Annotated in this window: 14 protein-coding genes; 7 read left to right on the top strand and 7 right to left on the bottom strand. The window is 58.9% G+C overall.

Annotated features, from left to right (window positions below):
- Nucleotides 1–7: 7 nt before the first annotated feature.
- Both GOX73_RS12185 and GOX73_RS12180 read left to right on the top strand, forming a co-directional pair.
- Nucleotides 8–466 carry an NUDIX hydrolase gene (locus GOX73_RS12185; RefSeq protein WP_171125563.1) on the top strand — a complete coding sequence of 153 codons (459 nt, stop codon included), beginning with the start codon at nt 8–10 and terminating at the stop codon, nt 464–466.
- 92 nt (nt 467–558) lie between these two features.
- Nucleotides 559–2,037 carry an inorganic phosphate transporter gene (locus GOX73_RS12180; RefSeq protein ID WP_171125565.1) on the top strand — a complete coding sequence of 493 codons (1,479 nt, stop codon included), beginning with the start codon at nt 559–561 and terminating at the stop codon, nt 2,035–2,037.
- A 4-nt stretch (nt 2,038–2,041) separates the two neighbouring features.
- Here GOX73_RS12180 and GOX73_RS12175 read toward each other — a convergent pair whose 3' ends face one another.
- The 3 genes from GOX73_RS12175 to GOX73_RS12165 form a co-directional block, all read right to left on the bottom strand.
- A complete protein-coding gene (locus GOX73_RS12175; protein ID WP_171125567.1) occupies nt 2,042–3,016 on the bottom strand; it encodes a 2-dehydropantoate 2-reductase in 975 nt (324 codons plus the stop codon).
- Nucleotides 3,017–3,083: 67 nt separating this feature from the next.
- The gene (locus tag GOX73_RS12170; protein WP_171134908.1) at nt 3,084–4,046 is read right to left on the bottom strand and encodes a pirin family protein; all 963 of its coding nucleotides are present in this window, start codon (nt 4,044–4,046) and stop codon (nt 3,084–3,086) included.
- 117 nt (nt 4,047–4,163) lie between these two features.
- Complete coding sequence (locus tag GOX73_RS12165) at nt 4,164–5,009, bottom strand: phytanoyl-CoA dioxygenase family protein (protein ID WP_171125605.1); 846 nt, start codon at nt 5,007–5,009, stop codon at nt 4,164–4,166.
- A gap of 180 nt (nt 5,010–5,189) precedes the next feature.
- On the opposite strand from GOX73_RS12165, the gene GOX73_RS12160 reads away from it, so the two are divergent.
- Both GOX73_RS12160 and GOX73_RS12155 read left to right on the top strand, forming a co-directional pair.
- Entirely contained in the window at nt 5,190–5,669 is a 480-nt protein-coding gene (locus GOX73_RS12160; RefSeq protein WP_171125607.1) for a twin-arginine translocation pathway signal, read from the top strand.
- Nucleotides 5,670–5,672: 3 nt separating this feature from the next.
- Complete coding sequence (locus tag GOX73_RS12155) at nt 5,673–6,269, top strand: ferric reductase-like transmembrane domain-containing protein (RefSeq protein ID WP_171125610.1); 597 nt, start codon at nt 5,673–5,675, stop codon at nt 6,267–6,269.
- On the opposite strand, the gene argF is transcribed toward GOX73_RS12155, so the two are convergent.
- Together argF and GOX73_RS12145 are read right to left on the bottom strand one after the other, a co-directional pair.
- Entirely contained in the window at nt 6,266–7,192 is a 927-nt protein-coding gene (gene argF, locus GOX73_RS12150; protein WP_171125612.1) for an ornithine carbamoyltransferase, read from the bottom strand. The two genes, GOX73_RS12155 and argF, sit on opposite strands and share 4 nt — an antisense overlap.
- A gap of 75 nt (nt 7,193–7,267) precedes the next feature.
- Nucleotides 7,268–8,455, bottom strand: coding sequence for an aspartate aminotransferase family protein (locus tag GOX73_RS12145; RefSeq protein WP_171125614.1), 1,188 nt, complete (start codon nt 8,453–8,455; stop codon nt 7,268–7,270).
- A gap of 294 nt (nt 8,456–8,749) precedes the next feature.
- Between GOX73_RS12145 and GOX73_RS12140 the strand changes: the two genes are divergently transcribed.
- The 3 genes from GOX73_RS12140 to GOX73_RS12130 all read left to right on the top strand — a co-directional run bounded on the left by GOX73_RS12140 (nt 8,750) and on the right by GOX73_RS12130 (nt 11,122).
- On the top strand, nt 8,750–9,673 hold the full coding sequence (locus GOX73_RS12140) for a DMT family transporter (protein ID WP_171125616.1): 924 nt from the start codon (nt 8,750–8,752) through the stop codon (nt 9,671–9,673).
- A 70-nt stretch (nt 9,674–9,743) separates the two neighbouring features.
- The gene (locus GOX73_RS12135; RefSeq protein ID WP_171134968.1) at nt 9,744–10,313 is read left to right on the top strand and encodes a GcrA family cell cycle regulator; all 570 of its coding nucleotides are present in this window, start codon (nt 9,744–9,746) and stop codon (nt 10,311–10,313) included.
- Nucleotides 10,314–10,603: 290 nt separating this feature from the next.
- On the top strand, nt 10,604–11,122 hold the full coding sequence (locus tag GOX73_RS12130) for a GNAT family N-acetyltransferase (RefSeq protein ID WP_171125620.1): 519 nt from the start codon (nt 10,604–10,606) through the stop codon (nt 11,120–11,122).
- A gap of 139 nt (nt 11,123–11,261) precedes the next feature.
- On the opposite strand, the gene GOX73_RS12125 is transcribed toward GOX73_RS12130, so the two are convergent.
- Both GOX73_RS12125 and GOX73_RS12120 read right to left on the bottom strand, forming a co-directional pair.
- Nucleotides 11,262–12,338 carry a DUF2235 domain-containing protein gene (locus tag GOX73_RS12125; RefSeq protein ID WP_171121902.1) on the bottom strand — a complete coding sequence of 359 codons (1,077 nt, stop codon included), beginning with the start codon at nt 12,336–12,338 and terminating at the stop codon, nt 11,262–11,264.
- Nucleotides 12,316–14,607 (bottom strand): xanthine dehydrogenase family protein molybdopterin-binding subunit, encoded by a 2,292-nt coding sequence (locus GOX73_RS12120; RefSeq protein WP_171134907.1) that lies wholly within the window; start codon nt 14,605–14,607, stop codon nt 12,316–12,318. Before GOX73_RS12120 ends, GOX73_RS12125 begins: the two co-directional genes overlap by 23 nt.
- Between the last annotated feature and the right edge of the window lie 18 nt (nt 14,608–14,625).

The raw sequence follows: 14,625 nt of genomic DNA, 5'->3' as shown, positions 1-14,625 counted from the left end.
GCCTGTTTTGACAAAATGGTTGCGAAATATCTGGGAAGAGGTCGCCAGACCTTTGTTCCTGCGCCCCCGCCGGGTGCAGTTCGCTGCCCTTTGCCTGAGAAAAACGCAAGACGGGCCCGAAGTTTTGTTGATCACCAGCCGCGATACGGGCCGATGGGTCATTCCCAAGGGCTGGCCCATGGACGGTTTGGACGGCGCCGAAACAGCCCGGCAAGAAGCATGGGAAGAAGCCGGCGTAAGGCCAGCGAAGCTTGGCCGCAGCCCTGTCGGGCAGTACACATACGACAAAATTCTTAAAGACGGATCGGCTCAGCCGGTTTTGACGAATGTGTACCGGGTGGACGTTCAGGAACTGGCGGATGACTTCCCCGAAGCAGGTCAGCGCACGCGCGAGTGGGTCTCGCCCCAGACGGCCGCTGACCGCGTTTGGGAGCCTGAACTCAGCGAAATCCTACGTCACTTGTAACAAAATCGCTACAATTTGATGACAGAGCGGTTGCCCGTACAGGCGAAACCGTTTAGCGGCGTGCGTCAAATCCAGAAAACCGATGAAACCTCATGTCGAATTCGAATTCCAAAACCCGCTGGCAGGCACTGGACAGCGACTTGCACCGCATTTCACGCGTTGAATCTGCGAATGTTTACGTCGCACGCCCCATGCTTGCCCCCGGCATTGCGCTGGCATTCATCGCGCTGGCCGGGCTGACCGCTGCCGTTTTGTTTGGTCAGGCCGACGGAGGGCTGATCGTTGTCGCGGCAGCGGCGTTCGGGGCGTACATGGCGATAAATATCGGTGCCAACGACGTTGCCAACAACATGGGCCCTGCCGTGGGTGCCAACGCGCTGACGATGGGCGGCGCGATTGTGATCGCCGCCATCGCCGAAAGCGCAGGGGCTTTGCTGGCAGGTGGGGATGTGGTCTCGACAATATCCAAGGGCATTATCGACCCGGCCTCGGTTCAAAACAGCAACGTGTTCATCTGGGCGATGATGGCGGCGCTGATTTCCTCGGCATTGTGGGTAAATCTGGCAACGTGGGTCGGCGCACCGGTATCCACCACGCACTCCGTCGTGGGCGGCGTGATGGGGGCTGGCATCGCAGCAGCAGGTCTGAGCGCGGTCAGTTGGGGTACGATGAGTGCGATTGCTGCAAGCTGGGTGATCTCACCAGTACTTGGGGGCGTTATTGCTGCCGGGTTTCTGGCGTTGATCAAAGCGAAAATCCAATATCAGGACGACAAGATTGCCGCCGCACGGCGCTGGGTTCCCATTCTGGTCGCGGTAATGGCCGGGGCATTTGCGACGTATCTGGCGGTCAAGGGTCTAAAGCGGATCGTCAAAGTGGACCTTGAAGTCGCCCTTCTGGTCGGCTTGGCCGCTGGTTTGTTGGTCTGGGCCGTTACGGTACCATGGGTTCGCCGCAAGTCCGAAGGGTTGGAAAACCGCACGAAATCCCTCAAGACGCTTTTTGGGCTGCCGCTGGTCATCTCCGCCGCATTCCTCAGTTTCGCCCACGGAGCAAACGACGTGGCCAATGCCGTTGGCCCCTTGGCCGCCATTGTCCACGCCGCCGAGTTCGGCGATTTCGCGTCCAAAGTGACGATCCCAAGCTGGGTGATGGTGATTGGTGCCTTTGGCATTTCCTTCGGCTTGTTCCTGTTCGGCCCCAAGCTGATCCGCATGGTCGGCAGCCAGATCACCAAGCTGAACCCCATGCGCGCCTTCTGCGTCGCCTTGTCCGCAGCAATCACGGTGATTGTGGCCAGTTGGCTGGGCCTGCCCGTCAGTTCCACCCATATCGCGGTTGGTGCGGTCTTCGGGGTCGGGTTTTACCGCGAATGGCATTCGGACCGCCGATGGAAAACCTCGAACTATCAGCGACCGCCGGAACGCCGTTTGGCACGCGAGGAACACAAGCGGCGCAAGCTGGTGCGGCGATCCCATTTCATGACGATCGTGGCAGCATGGGTCATCACGGTGCCCGCCGCCGCAACAATGTCAGCGGTTATTTTCTGGATACTGACGGCCTTTCAATAAGACGTTAGGACGTGATCCCCTCTGGACCCATTGCGGTTTGCGGTTTCTGTTCGATCAGAGCTCGCACCCGCCGACAGATTGGCGTAGGAATACCGCTGGTTTCACCCAGCCGGACGATTTCCCCCTGCAGGCTGTCGATTTCTGTCGTCCGTCCCGCCAGCAGGTCATAGGCCATGGATGTGCGCGCCGAGGGGTCAATGCTGACCATCCGCGCAGCTATTCTTGAAAACACGGGTGTCGGCAAACGTAGAATATGCGGCGTCATCCACGCCGGCAACGGCGTGGTCGAGGCGACAGGAAGACCGGCTGCCTTCAGAACCGCCAGCGCCTCGGTCATCTGGTCCGCCATCAGGCGACGCCAGTTTCGATCGAGAAGTTGCTGTTTCAGGGTCAGCCCGGAAAGCGCGTTCAGCGCGTTGTTAAGATTGATGACCAGTTTGCCCCATTGCACGGCATCGATGTCGTCACTTTCGACCACAGGCATATCACTACTGCTCAGAAGCCGCCCCAAGTCGCCCGGGCCACTTTGAATTACAATCTCGCCGGATGTCGCCCTGTGGAAACTGCCAGCAACAGATGGGACGACGTTGAAAGGCACCATTCCTGCACGGACATCATAGTCCGGTAGGGCGGCGCGCAGAGTTCGGACGTTTTCCATCCCGTTTTGCCACGACAGTACAGGGGCCGTTTTGGGCGCATGTTTCGCGATCTGCGCCGCCATATCTGCCGTCGCGCCGGTTTTGACAGTCACGATCACCAGATCGGCGTTTTCCATCCCTTCTGGCGATTGGGTCAGGGTCAGTTTCACAGCGGGCACGCGGCGATTCAGGTCCGCAAAATCGCTGACCCTAAGCCCCTGTGCACGGATTGGATCAAGAACATAGGCACGCCCCAACAAGGTCACGTCATGCCCAGCCTCCGCCAACAATGCCCCGCAGTAACATCCAATGCTGCCCGCGCCCGCAATCACGATTTTCATGGCATCCTCCGTCTAGGCGCAAGGATTGCCGGGATTTAGGACGCGGACAAGACCCCATTACGTTCGGTTAGCGCGCCAACCTCGGGCGGGTACGTGCCAATTCCTCCGAGATCGGAATGAACTCCTGATCGTCTCCGGGCGGCAGGTGAAAAGCTCCATTTGCCCAGTCGGCCGTCTTCCACTCGCGGGTCGCCGCCTCGATCTTTTCTTTCGAAGAGGACACGAAATTCCACCAGATAAATCGGTCCTCATTCAATGTCGCGCCCCCCAGAAGCATCAGGCGCGCGCCCAACGGGCCTGCCTTGACCGACAGGCGATCACCGGGACGAAAGACCATCATCCGACCTTCCTCGAACGTGTCGCCCGCAATCTCGACAGAGCCTTGGGTGACATAGACGCCGCGATCCTCATGATCATCCGGCAACGGGAAAGAGGCGCCCGGATCCAACTGAACGTCGAGGTAAAAAGTCTCAGACAGCATCGTAACGGGGCTGGTCTCACCATATGCCGACCCGAGGATCAATCTGGCGCTGACGCCATTGTCCTGAATATGGGGCAACGCACCTTGTTTGTGATGTTCAAAATCAGGGGCCATGTCCTCATGCGCTTCGGGCAGCGCGATCCAGGTCTGGATACCGAACAGGTTGTGCCTTTTGCTGCGTGTTTCTTCGCTTGTTCGTTCAGAATGGGTCACGCCGCGACCTGCCACCATCCAATTGACCTCACCGGGGTAGATCATCTGATGCGTGCCAAGGCTGTCGCGATGCTCAAATTCACCCTGATACAGATAGGTGACGGTTCCCAAACCGATATGGGGATGTGGGCGCACATCAATACCACCATCCGTGATAAATTCAGCCGGGCCCATCTGATCAAAGAAGATGAAGGGCCCCACAAGCTGTCGTTTGACCGACGGCAAAGCGCGGCGCACTTCGAACCCGCCCAGATCACGAGCGCGGGGTATGATCAGCGTTTCAAGGGCTGAATTCTCGGAAACACATTCGGGGTTGTGTGTGGGATTCCAACTCATTCCTGCACCTCTTGCGTTCAAAGAACTTTCGTTCACTGGTGCAGGATATAGGGTGAAATTTACCGAATAAACTTGCAAAAATGCACATAAATCGTGCGGAACTTTCCCGACATATCCTCATTCGCCAATGGGTCGCGGCCAAAGCCGGGGAAAGAACGCACCGTCTAGCCGATCACCTTCGCGATACCCCGCCGCTTCGAATTGCGCACGTTCCTCTTTGGCCCAATCCCCTCGATACCGAATGAGCCCGTCCGGGGCCGTCATCCGCAGCGTAAAACGCCGCACCGTTTCGGTCGGCGTGACGGAGGAAAGCCCCCCGTGCAGGGTTCGCATATCGAAAAAGATACAATCCCCCAGCTCCATATCCCATTGCAGCAGGTCAAAGGCAACGGGATTTGCATTGACGTCTGGCGGAGGGTGGTAGGTGAGACCGGCCACCTCGGTCGGTTCATAACTGGGATGCCCATCCGCGAAACGCACCCGCATGAACAGCTTGTCCCACAAATGCGATCCTTTCACGAATGCGATGCCATTCTGCTTGCTCACTGGCTCCAAAGGAAGCCACAGGACACACATCGTTCCCTCGAAATCGAAATAGGACAGGTCCTGATGAAATGGAGGGCGAGACATCGACCCGGCCTCACGTAGAAACCAGTTATCCATGACCAGATTGATCGAGGGCGCGCCCAACAACAGCGCCGCAAGCCGGGCACAGGGCGAGTTGAATACGAAATCCGTAAATTGTGGGATTTTGTTCCACGCCCAAAAATCTTCAAAGTAACCCGGCGCATCCGGGTCTTTCGTGTGGCGGGTAAAATTTTCAGTAGGTGCTGTCAGGTCAGCGTCGATCCCATCGCGCAGTGTCTGCAGCCAAGACGCAGAGAATTTTGAGCGTAAGACGACTGCTCCGTCCCGCTGGAACGCAGCAACTTCTGCGGCTGAAACGTGCTCGGACTGGGTCATGGGCGAGGGCCTTCCGACAGGAGGGGCGAGTACAAAGGATCGCACCCGGCGGGCGGGCCGTCAAAGCAATTCACAATTCCCTCTGTTGGCTCGAAATATCGTTCGTTCGTGCTACTCTGTCATGGCGATAGCGCCCGGCTGAACGCGGGCACACGAAATGGCTTTGAAAGCGAGGGGCCCATGACCCGTGTTTCAATCACTCGACGCTCTTTGATTGCTGCAGGCGGAGCTGTCCTTGCATCCGGTCTGCTGTTGCCCGCCCGCGCCAATGGCCTTGCAGCCACCCCGTCAATGCGGGGAGGGGCCAACAATTATAGGCCTGGTGCTCCGATCGTGCAGCGCATTGGCGGCGGTGGGTTCTGGATGACCGGAACAGTCCGGCGCGCGGGAGACGGTGCCCCCCTGCCCGGTCAACGTATTCAGATCTGGGCTCATACGACCGAAGGGCATGAACGCGACCCCCACAGCCACGGCGCGACCCTGACCGATGAAAAAGGAGAGTTCCGGTTGGAAATGCCTCAGATCGTACCCGCCTTTGGTCAGCCGCATGGCCACCTGGCCTATGATAACGGTGAATTCGAAACCGTGTTCCTGCGTCCGGTCATGGCAAGCGCAAGGGACAAGACCTTGGCCGCTCACTTTGTATTGCAACCCGCCTGAGACGTGACGCGAACCGTTGCAGCCTGGGCCGCGCTAACGGTCGTCTTGCTGGTTCCCATCCTTGCGGCCGCAGCAAGTCCCTATCTAGAATGGCGAAGCCCCGTCTACATTGCGGCTGGGTTTGCCGGGATTATCAGCCTGAGTTTGCTATTGCTTCAACCCTTGCTGGCAGGCCGATGGCTGCCTGGGCTGTCAGCCATGCAAAGCCGTCTATGGCACCGCAGATGCGGCCTTGCTCTGGTGGGTGCCCTTTTTATTCACGTTGCCGGATTGTGGATCACCAGCCCCCCTGACATGTTGGATGCCCTGCTGTTTGTATCACCCACCCCGTTTTCAGCGTGGGGCGTCGCGGCAATGTGGGCTGCTTTCGCCGCAGCCCTTCTGGGTTTGCTGCGGCAGCGCCTTCATCTTCGGTTTCGCGTCTGGAGACTTGGGCACGCGGGGCTGGCTTTCATCACGATCGTCGGCAGCGTTGTTCATGCCATGCTGATCGAAGGCACGATGGAGGTTATGTCCAAAACCGCACTTTGCCTTCTGATCTTGGTGGCGAGCGTCCGGACGCTCGCCAAGCTTCGAGTGTGGGATATACGCAGGCGCTAGACGCCCAGGCACCAGCGCATGATCGCCTTTTGCGCGTGCAGACGATTTTCCGCCTCATCAAAGATAACCGAGTTCGGACCGTCCATGACCTCGGATGTCGCCTCTTCCTCGCGGTGTGCTGGCAGGCAGTGCATGAAAAGCGCATCTGGCTTGGCATGCGACATCAACTCTTCATTGACCTGATAAGGTCGCAGCAGGTTGTGACGCCGTTCCTTGGCCGATTGGGAATCGTGCATAGAGACCCAGGTATCGGCAACGACAAGGTCCGCGCCTTCGACCGCTTTGAATGGATCGCGTTCGACCACGATTTGCGATCCCTTTTGGCGGGCAAACCCCATGAACTCTTCCTCCGGGTCGAACTGCGCGGGGCCGGTGAAAGTAAAGTTGAAGCCAAACTGACCAGCCGCGTGCAGGAACGAAGCGCACACGTTGTTGCCATCGCCGGTCCAGACCACTTTTTTACCCGCGATGGGGCCACGGTGTTCTTCGAAAGTCAGGACATCGGCCATGATCTGACAGGGATGGGTGCGGTCGGTCAGGCCGTTGATCACAGGCACGTCCGAGTATTCGGCCATCTCGGTCAGGATCGTTTCATCGAACGTCCGGATCATGATCAAGTCGACATAGCGCGACAGGACGCGGGCGGTATCGGCGATCGTCTCGCCATGGCCAAGCTGCATGTCCTTACCGGACAGCAGCATGGTTTCACCGCCCATCTGACGCACACCAACGTCAAAAGAAACCCGTGTTCTGGTGGATGGTTTCTCAAAGATTAGCGCAACCATGCGACCTGCAAGCGGTTGGTCGTCATCATGAGCGGCTTTAGGCCGCCCGAGGCGGGCCTGTTTCATCGCTCCGGCCTGGTCAATCATCTTCCGCAGGTCAGCGGCTTCAGTTTTGTGAATATCAAGGAAGTGGTTCATATCTTGTCGCTTTTGGTTGGCGGCGGGTGGGGGCCAGCCCCCACACCCCCGAAGTATTTCGGAACAGAAGAAAAGTCAGGCGGTGGTCAGATTGGCGTGAACCTGTTGCGCGGCTTTCTCGAGGCGGATAACGGCCTGCGCGATGTCGTCCTCGGTCAGGGTCAGCGGCGGCAGCAGGCGGATCACATTATCGGCGGCTGGGACGGTGATGACCTCGTTGTCATAGCCCGCATTCACCACGTCGATATTGGTCGGTTTGCATTTCAGACCCAACATCAGGCCGGCTCCACGCACCTCTTCGAACACGTCGGGGTGGTCTGCAATCAGACCTTCGAGCTTTTGCCGCAAAAGGCCTGCCTTTCGGTTGACGCCTTCCAGAAACGCAGGTGTGGCCACCTGGTCGATCACGGCGCAGCCCACCACACAGCCCAGCGGGTTGCCCCCATAGGTCGAGCCGTGCGTTCCCGCAGTCATACCGCTGGCCGCGCTTTCGGTTGCCAGAACTGCGCCAAGGGGAAATCCGCCGCCGATGCCCTTGGCGACCATCATGATGTCCGGGGTGATCCCGGCCCATTCATGCGCGAACAGTTTCCCGGTACGGCCAACACCGCACTGAACCTCGTCAAGGATCAAAAGAAGGCCGTTGTCGTCGCAAATTTGGCGCAGCGCCTTTAGCTCGGCGTCGGGAACCGGGCGAATTCCGCCCTCGCCCTGAACCGGTTCAATCAGGATCGCGGCGGTTTTGTCGGTGATGGCATTTGTAACGCCGTCGAGATCGCCAAAGGTGACATGCACGAAACCGGGAAGCAGCGGGCCGAACCCCTTGGTCATCTTCTCGGATCCTGCAGCAGCAATGCCGGCCGAGGACCGACCGTGGAACGAACCATCAAACGTGATGATCTCGACCCGCTCTGGCTGATCCTTGTCATAGAAGTACTTGCGCGCCATTTTCACGGCCAGTTCGCAGGATTCGGTGCCGGAATTGGTGAAAAACACCGTGTCGGCAAAGGTATGCTCGACCAGTTTGTCGGCCAGCGCCTGTTGCTGCGGGATGTGGTAGAGGTTCGAGACATGCCACAGCGCATGCGCCTGCTCGGTCAGCGCGTTCACAAGCGCCGGATGCGCGTGGCCCAGCGCGTTCACCGCGATGCCCGCTCCGAGGTCCAGAAAACGTCGGCCATCCGCCTCGGTCAGCCAGGCGCCTTCGCCCTTCACGAAAGTCAGGGGCGCACGGTTATAGGTCGGCAGAACGGACGGGATCATAGGATCATCCTTTTCGATAAATTGAGCCTCGTGAGTGATACACGAAGGCCATGTTAGTCAACTGATTTGGTGGGAAGTGCGCGGATTCTCAGCGCACACAGGATCAAACGGGCCGATTACGCGGCGATGCGTCGGCGTCGGAGTCGCAGGATATATGCGTGTTTGATCATGGTGGCTCGTATAGCCGTACTCCACTCATCTGAAAACCCCGAATTGCCCGGGACAGTCTGATTTCCTTAACGAGCCGTACAATTGCCGCTTGCCATTTGCCCCGCGCTAGCGCACCGGTGGCCTATGACACCCACGCGCCAGAACCCGCCGCTTGCGGCCCTATTGATCGTTGCGGCAAGCGCCCTTCTTGCCGGAACCACCCTGCTGGCCAAGGCGTTGGGAACAGATGTGCTGGGCCCGGCTCTGCACCCGTTGCAGATCAGCCATGGCCGTTTTCTGTTCGCTTTTCTGGTGATCATTGGCGCAGTGGCCGTTCTTCGCCCCCGCCTTACCCGTCCGCATTGGGGGCTTCATTTGGGAAGAACCAGCTTTGGTTGGCTGGGAATCACTTTGATGTTCGCCTCGGTCGCATTCATCCCGATTGCCGACGCAACCGCGATTTCCTTTCTGAATCCGGTCTTTGCCATGGTTTTGGCCATCCCCTTGCTGAAAGAAGGTGTTGGCCCCTGGCGATGGCTGGCCGCAGCGGTCGCGCTGGCTGGGGCGCTGATCCTATTACGTCCAACGCCTGAAAGCTTCCAGCCTGCGGCGCTTTTGGCTCTGACTGCCGCCGCCGTGATCGGAATGGAGCTGATCTTTATCAAGAAACTCGCTGGCCGCGAAATTCCGATTCAGATCCTTTTGATCAATAATGCAATGGGGCTGACCATCGCCTCTGTCGCGGTGAGTTTTGTGTATCAATGGCCCACGCCCCAGCAATGGGCGGCTTTGGCTGGGATCGGCTTGCTGATGGCCTGCGCGCAGGCGTGTTTTGTAAACGGGATGGCGCGCGCCGATGCGTCTTTTGTGGCACCCATCAGCTATGCCACGTTGGTCTTTGCCGCGCTTTACGATTTTGCCATATTCGGCGTGATCCCGGATGGAATCAGCATGATCGGCTCTGCGATCATCTTGACTGGGGGGCTGATTCTGGTCTGGCGCGAAGCCCGACACCGTCACACAGCAGCTGATTCGAGAACCGCTTGTAACTCGGCACACAGTGATTAAAATAGGGACCGAGACGAATTCCCAAGGCGGCCCGAATCCGGGGCCGCTTTCCGCTTTTGAAAGGCAAATGATGTCCTGGACTGACGAGCGTGTAGAGCTGCTGAAAAAGATGTGGGGCGAGGGCCAGTCGGCCAGCCAGATCGCCAAGGAACTGGGCGGTGTGACCCGCAACGCGGTGATCGGCAAGGTCCACCGTCTGGGCCTGTCGAACCGCGCAACTGGCGCGACCCCAGCCAAGGCCGAGCCCAAGGAAAAACCAGCACCAAAGGCCGAGGCCAAGCCCAAACCCGCGCCCAAAACTGAACCTGCGCGTCCTGCGCCTGCTCCGGCGACCGAGGCGAAGCCTGCCGTGCCCGCCCGCCGTCAGATCATCCCGGCCGGTCAGCCCCTGCCGCCGCAACCCTCGGCCAATGAGATCAGCCCCGAGGCGCTCGCCAAGGTCAACGAGGTCGAGAAGAAGGCCAAGAAGCTGACGTTGATGGAGCTGACCGAGAAAACTTGCAAATGGCCCGTCGGAGACCCCGCGACCGAGGATTTCTGGTTCTGCGGCCTGCCGGTTGAGGCAGGCAAGCCCTATTGCGAAGCGCATGTGGGCGTGGCGTTCCAACCAATGAGCTCGCGCCGGGATCGGCGGCGGTAATTGAGAACCTAAACCCTAGTCTCCATTGTGGAATGTGAAAGGGGCGCAGGCGTTTCGCCACGCCTCTTACCGGAAGTGTTGCATAGTAAAAAACAATGCAAGGCGTAACTAGATCTGACTAAAAAAACACCTTCACTGAAAGCTGCGAAGGTGTATTAGGTCGGAGTGTCGGCTGTGCGGACAAAGCGCCAATTCGCAGTTTTTGCGCCAATGGCGGCTTTCGGTTTGCGGCTGATTGACTCATGCACCCCGTTTCAGCACGCTTTCAATACTTTGTTCGGGGTACCAGAATGACCAATATAATTGTCCGGCTTGCAAGCTGCGAAGACGATATTGAGTCGGCACGTATGCTGTGCCGAGAATGGTTGAAGTGGCACTGGGAAAACTACCCCTCCGATTGGCCTAGGGGTGACGATCATCCAATGGACCCAAAAAGCTTCGAGGCCATATTGAAGGAACTACCCGCTCTGCACGAGCGACCATTGGGCGGAATTATCGTTGCATCGGTGGATGGCAAACCGATGGGGTGCGTCATGTACAGTGAAGCCCGTCCCGGCACCGCTGAGTTCAATCGAATGTTTGTAAGTCAGGCAGGGCGCGGCCTCGGACTTGGCCGCAGACTGCTGAACGAAATGTTCGAGCAGTTGGCAGCAGATGGGTACAGTCACGTCTTCTTCTCTTCAGCTACGTTTCTGACACAAGCCCGGGCGATGTATGAGGACGCTGGCTTTGTTCCCATGCCGCAACCAGAAAGCTTCCCGGATAAGTGGCAAGACAAGGTCTACTTCATGGAGCGTTCGCTCGCCTAGCCGCGCAAGGTTTGCGACTTTTCCTGTGTCCATGTCGTGCAAAGCGGGCTTTCGCCCGTCGCGCAGCATCTTTCAAAATGGGTTCGACTTGACATTGAGCCGTCAGTGATCTTGTAACCTCTGGCCCACCTTCAGCCTTTCACTGCGCCGGATGTGACGGCAAATCCGGCATCGGCACCCAGCCGGGTAGTTCATCCGGCGACACAGAGACATGCAGACGCTCGGACCGGTCCCGCCCAACTTTGCGATGCTTGCGCAGCAGGAAAATCTTGCCCCAGCCGCGCCATGTTCCCACCGAGCGCGCCTGGGTGTCGGTCGGGAACCGCTCACGCCAACCTTCGGGCAGGGGCAAACCGTGCATCTCGGCCTTGTCCAGCATCCAGATGAGAGAAATGTTGCTGAGGGGTCTGGCCTCTTCGAACCCGTTCAACTGGCCCCCGACATCGCCGTGGGTACCTCGGAACCAGACCTGCTCGACGTGGCCTTTGAACTCGGGGGTACATTTCCACAATACCGGTTCGAACACTTCGCGCGTCTCGTCCAGCGCCATGGCATGATAGCCGTGGCGGGTGGCGGGGCCAAGCTGGTGGTTGTGGAAGGCGTGGCGTTCCTCGGCCCAGCGCCACAGAAGCGGCAGGCGCAAGCCCAGCGCCTTCACCGTGTCCCACACGCCGACCATCTCAATTGCCACATCCTCGTGACAGAACTGTTTGCGGAAAGCGCCTGCAGCGGCACCATTGGCGTTGCACTCATAATGGCGGTACGCCTGCTTGATATTCCGCTCGGTCGCGTGTTCGGCCTTGAGCAGCCCGATCAGGTCGATCACCCCGGCAAGGCTGCGCACCCCGTAAGCCCCGCGTGAATAGCCGATGAAATAGATACGATCGCCGGGTTTGTAGCGCGAGGCAAGATATCCATAGGCACGTCGTATCTGGCGGTTGATCCCCCGCCCCATCATCACGTCCAGCGAGGACTTCCAGCTCTCCCACTGCACGCCGGATTCATAGAAAACCGAGACCTTGCTGCCCATCTCACAGCACAGGCGCAAAGTCTGGCCTGCATGGGTCTCCCGGCCCGGTTCCAGCGTCGACATTGTGCCGTCGAGGATAATCACATGGCTGATCGGTTCGCGGTGGCGTGACTCGGCCGAGTGCTCGGACCGCAGAGGCCGTCCGAGCCATCCTAGTACCTTTCTACTCAGCCGCGACAGAACCATGCGTCAGCAACTCCCATACTTTGTGAGGTGTAAAAGGCATATCCGCCTGCCGCACCCCGTAATCCCAGAGCGCATCCTGAACCGCATTTGCCACAGCGGCCAGCGCGCCCACGGTGCCGGCCTCACCGCATCCCTTCATCCCCATCGGGTTGGAAGTTGACGGAACCGGCACCGACGTAAACTTAATCATGGGTATCTCGGCGGCGCGCGGCAAGGCATAGTCCATCAACGAAGCCGTGAGCAGTTGCCCCTGCGCATCATGCACAACACGCTCGGTCAGCGCCTGTCCGATCCCCTGGACCACACCGCCATGAACCTGCCCTTCGGCCAGCATCGGGTTGATAAGGTTACCAAAATCATCGACGACTGTATAGCGGTCGACCCATGCTTCTCCGGTGTAAGAATCAATAACGATTTCGGCAACATGCGCGCCATTGGGATAACTGCGCGCATCCAGGTTGGCGCACGCCTGATGTTGCAACAGATCGGTTCGGCCATCGGCGCGGGCCATGTCAGCGGCCTCGGTCAGGGTTGGTGTTAGGTTCGACCCTGATGCGCGGAATGTTTCGTGGTCGAAGCTGATATCGCTTTCCTCGACCCCCATCTTATCCGCCAGATACGGCGTGAACGCGGCAAGCATGACGTCGATTGTCGCCAGGGTCGCCGTACTTTGCACCGTAACGGACCGAGACCCCCCGGTGCCACCACCATGTGGCAGTTGATCGCTGTCACCCTGCACTACATTGATCCGGTCCACCGGAATCCCGGTCTGATCCGACAGGAAATGGGCATAAACCGTCTCATGCCCCTGCCCATTCGATTGGGTGCCTACATAGAGGTTCACGGTGCCATCCTCGCAGAACTCAACTCTCGCGTTCTCGGAAGGGTCCCCCAGAATACTTTCGATATAGTAACAAAGACCCTGCCCCCGGATCAGGCCGCGTTCGGCATCGGTCGCCTTGCGCGCGTCGAACCCCGCAGTTTGGCTAGCTGTGCGTGACAGGATCATATTGAAATCACCGACATCGTAAGTCTCGCCGGTCGCAGTTTTGTATGGAAATGCCTCGGGGCGGATGAAATTCTTGCGGCGCAGCTCCCAGGGATCGATGCCCAATTCACGCGCGGCGCGGTCCATGACACGTTCAAGGACATAGATCGCCTCGGGTCGTCCAGCCCCGCGATAGGCATCGACCTGCGTGGTGTTGGTGAAAAAGCCCTCGACCCGCAGATAGGTGGTCTGGACGTCATAGACCCCCATCAGCACCCGGCTGAACAGGTTGGTCTGGATCGCCTGACCGAAATGGCTGTTATACGCACCCAGATTGACCTTGCTGTGCACACGATAGGCGGTGATCCGGTGGTCGTCGTCAAATGCCAGTTCCGCAAGTGAAGTCAAATCGCGGCCATGATGATCGGCCAGCATCGCCTCGGACCGGTCCGACATCCAGTGGACGGGTTGTCCCAGCTTCATCGCGGCAACGGCGGTGCAGAAATACTCGGGGTAGGGCATTACCTTCATGCCGAACCCGCCCCCAACATCCGGGGTGGTGACGCGGATCACCTCAGGCTCCAGCCGCAGTTTTTCGGCCAGCTGTGCACGCATCGCCCACACCCCCTGCCCGCCATAGGCAAAATGCAGGCGGCCATCGACCCAGTTGGCCTGACAGCCGCGAGGCTCGATCGAGGTTATGATGACCCGGTTGTCGGCCACATTCAGCGAAACCCGATGCGCCGCAGCCTGAAACGCAGCCTCGGTCGCTGCCTCATCACCCAGCCCCCAGTCAAAGGCGCGATTGTCGGGAGCGTTTTGGTGTAAAACTTCCCCACCCGCATCTACGTCCAACTTTGCGGGCAATTCGTCGATCTCGGCCCAGATCATCTCGGCTGCGTCGCGGGCCTGTAACGGGGTATCGGCAATAACAACCGCGATCGGCTCGCCGACAAAGCGCACACGGTCGCTAGCCAGCATGTGACGCTCTGGCGCGGCGGCTTTCGATCCATCCCGATTGTCTAGGATTGCAGCATTCATTACGGTGTCGATCCCTTCGGCCTTCAGATCGTCCAACGTCATCACCAGACGCACCCCATCCGCCGACCGCGCCTCTTCTAGGTCCAGACTGGATATCACCCCATGCGCCACCTGAGAGCGCACGAAAACAGCATGCAGCGCACCCTCGGGCACCACATCATCCATGTAATGCCCCTGCCCGGTCAGAAACCTCTGATCCTCGGTCCGTTTGACCGGCTGACTCTTACCGAACTTTTCCATGGAACGCTCCTGCCGCTG

This window comes from Ruegeria sp. HKCCD7221 (assembly GCF_013031225.1).
Classification (GTDB): Bacteria; Pseudomonadota; Alphaproteobacteria; order Rhodobacterales; family Rhodobacteraceae; genus Ruegeria.
Note: the sequence above shows the minus strand (reverse complement) of the source record. Positions and strands in the feature narration are given on the sequence as shown.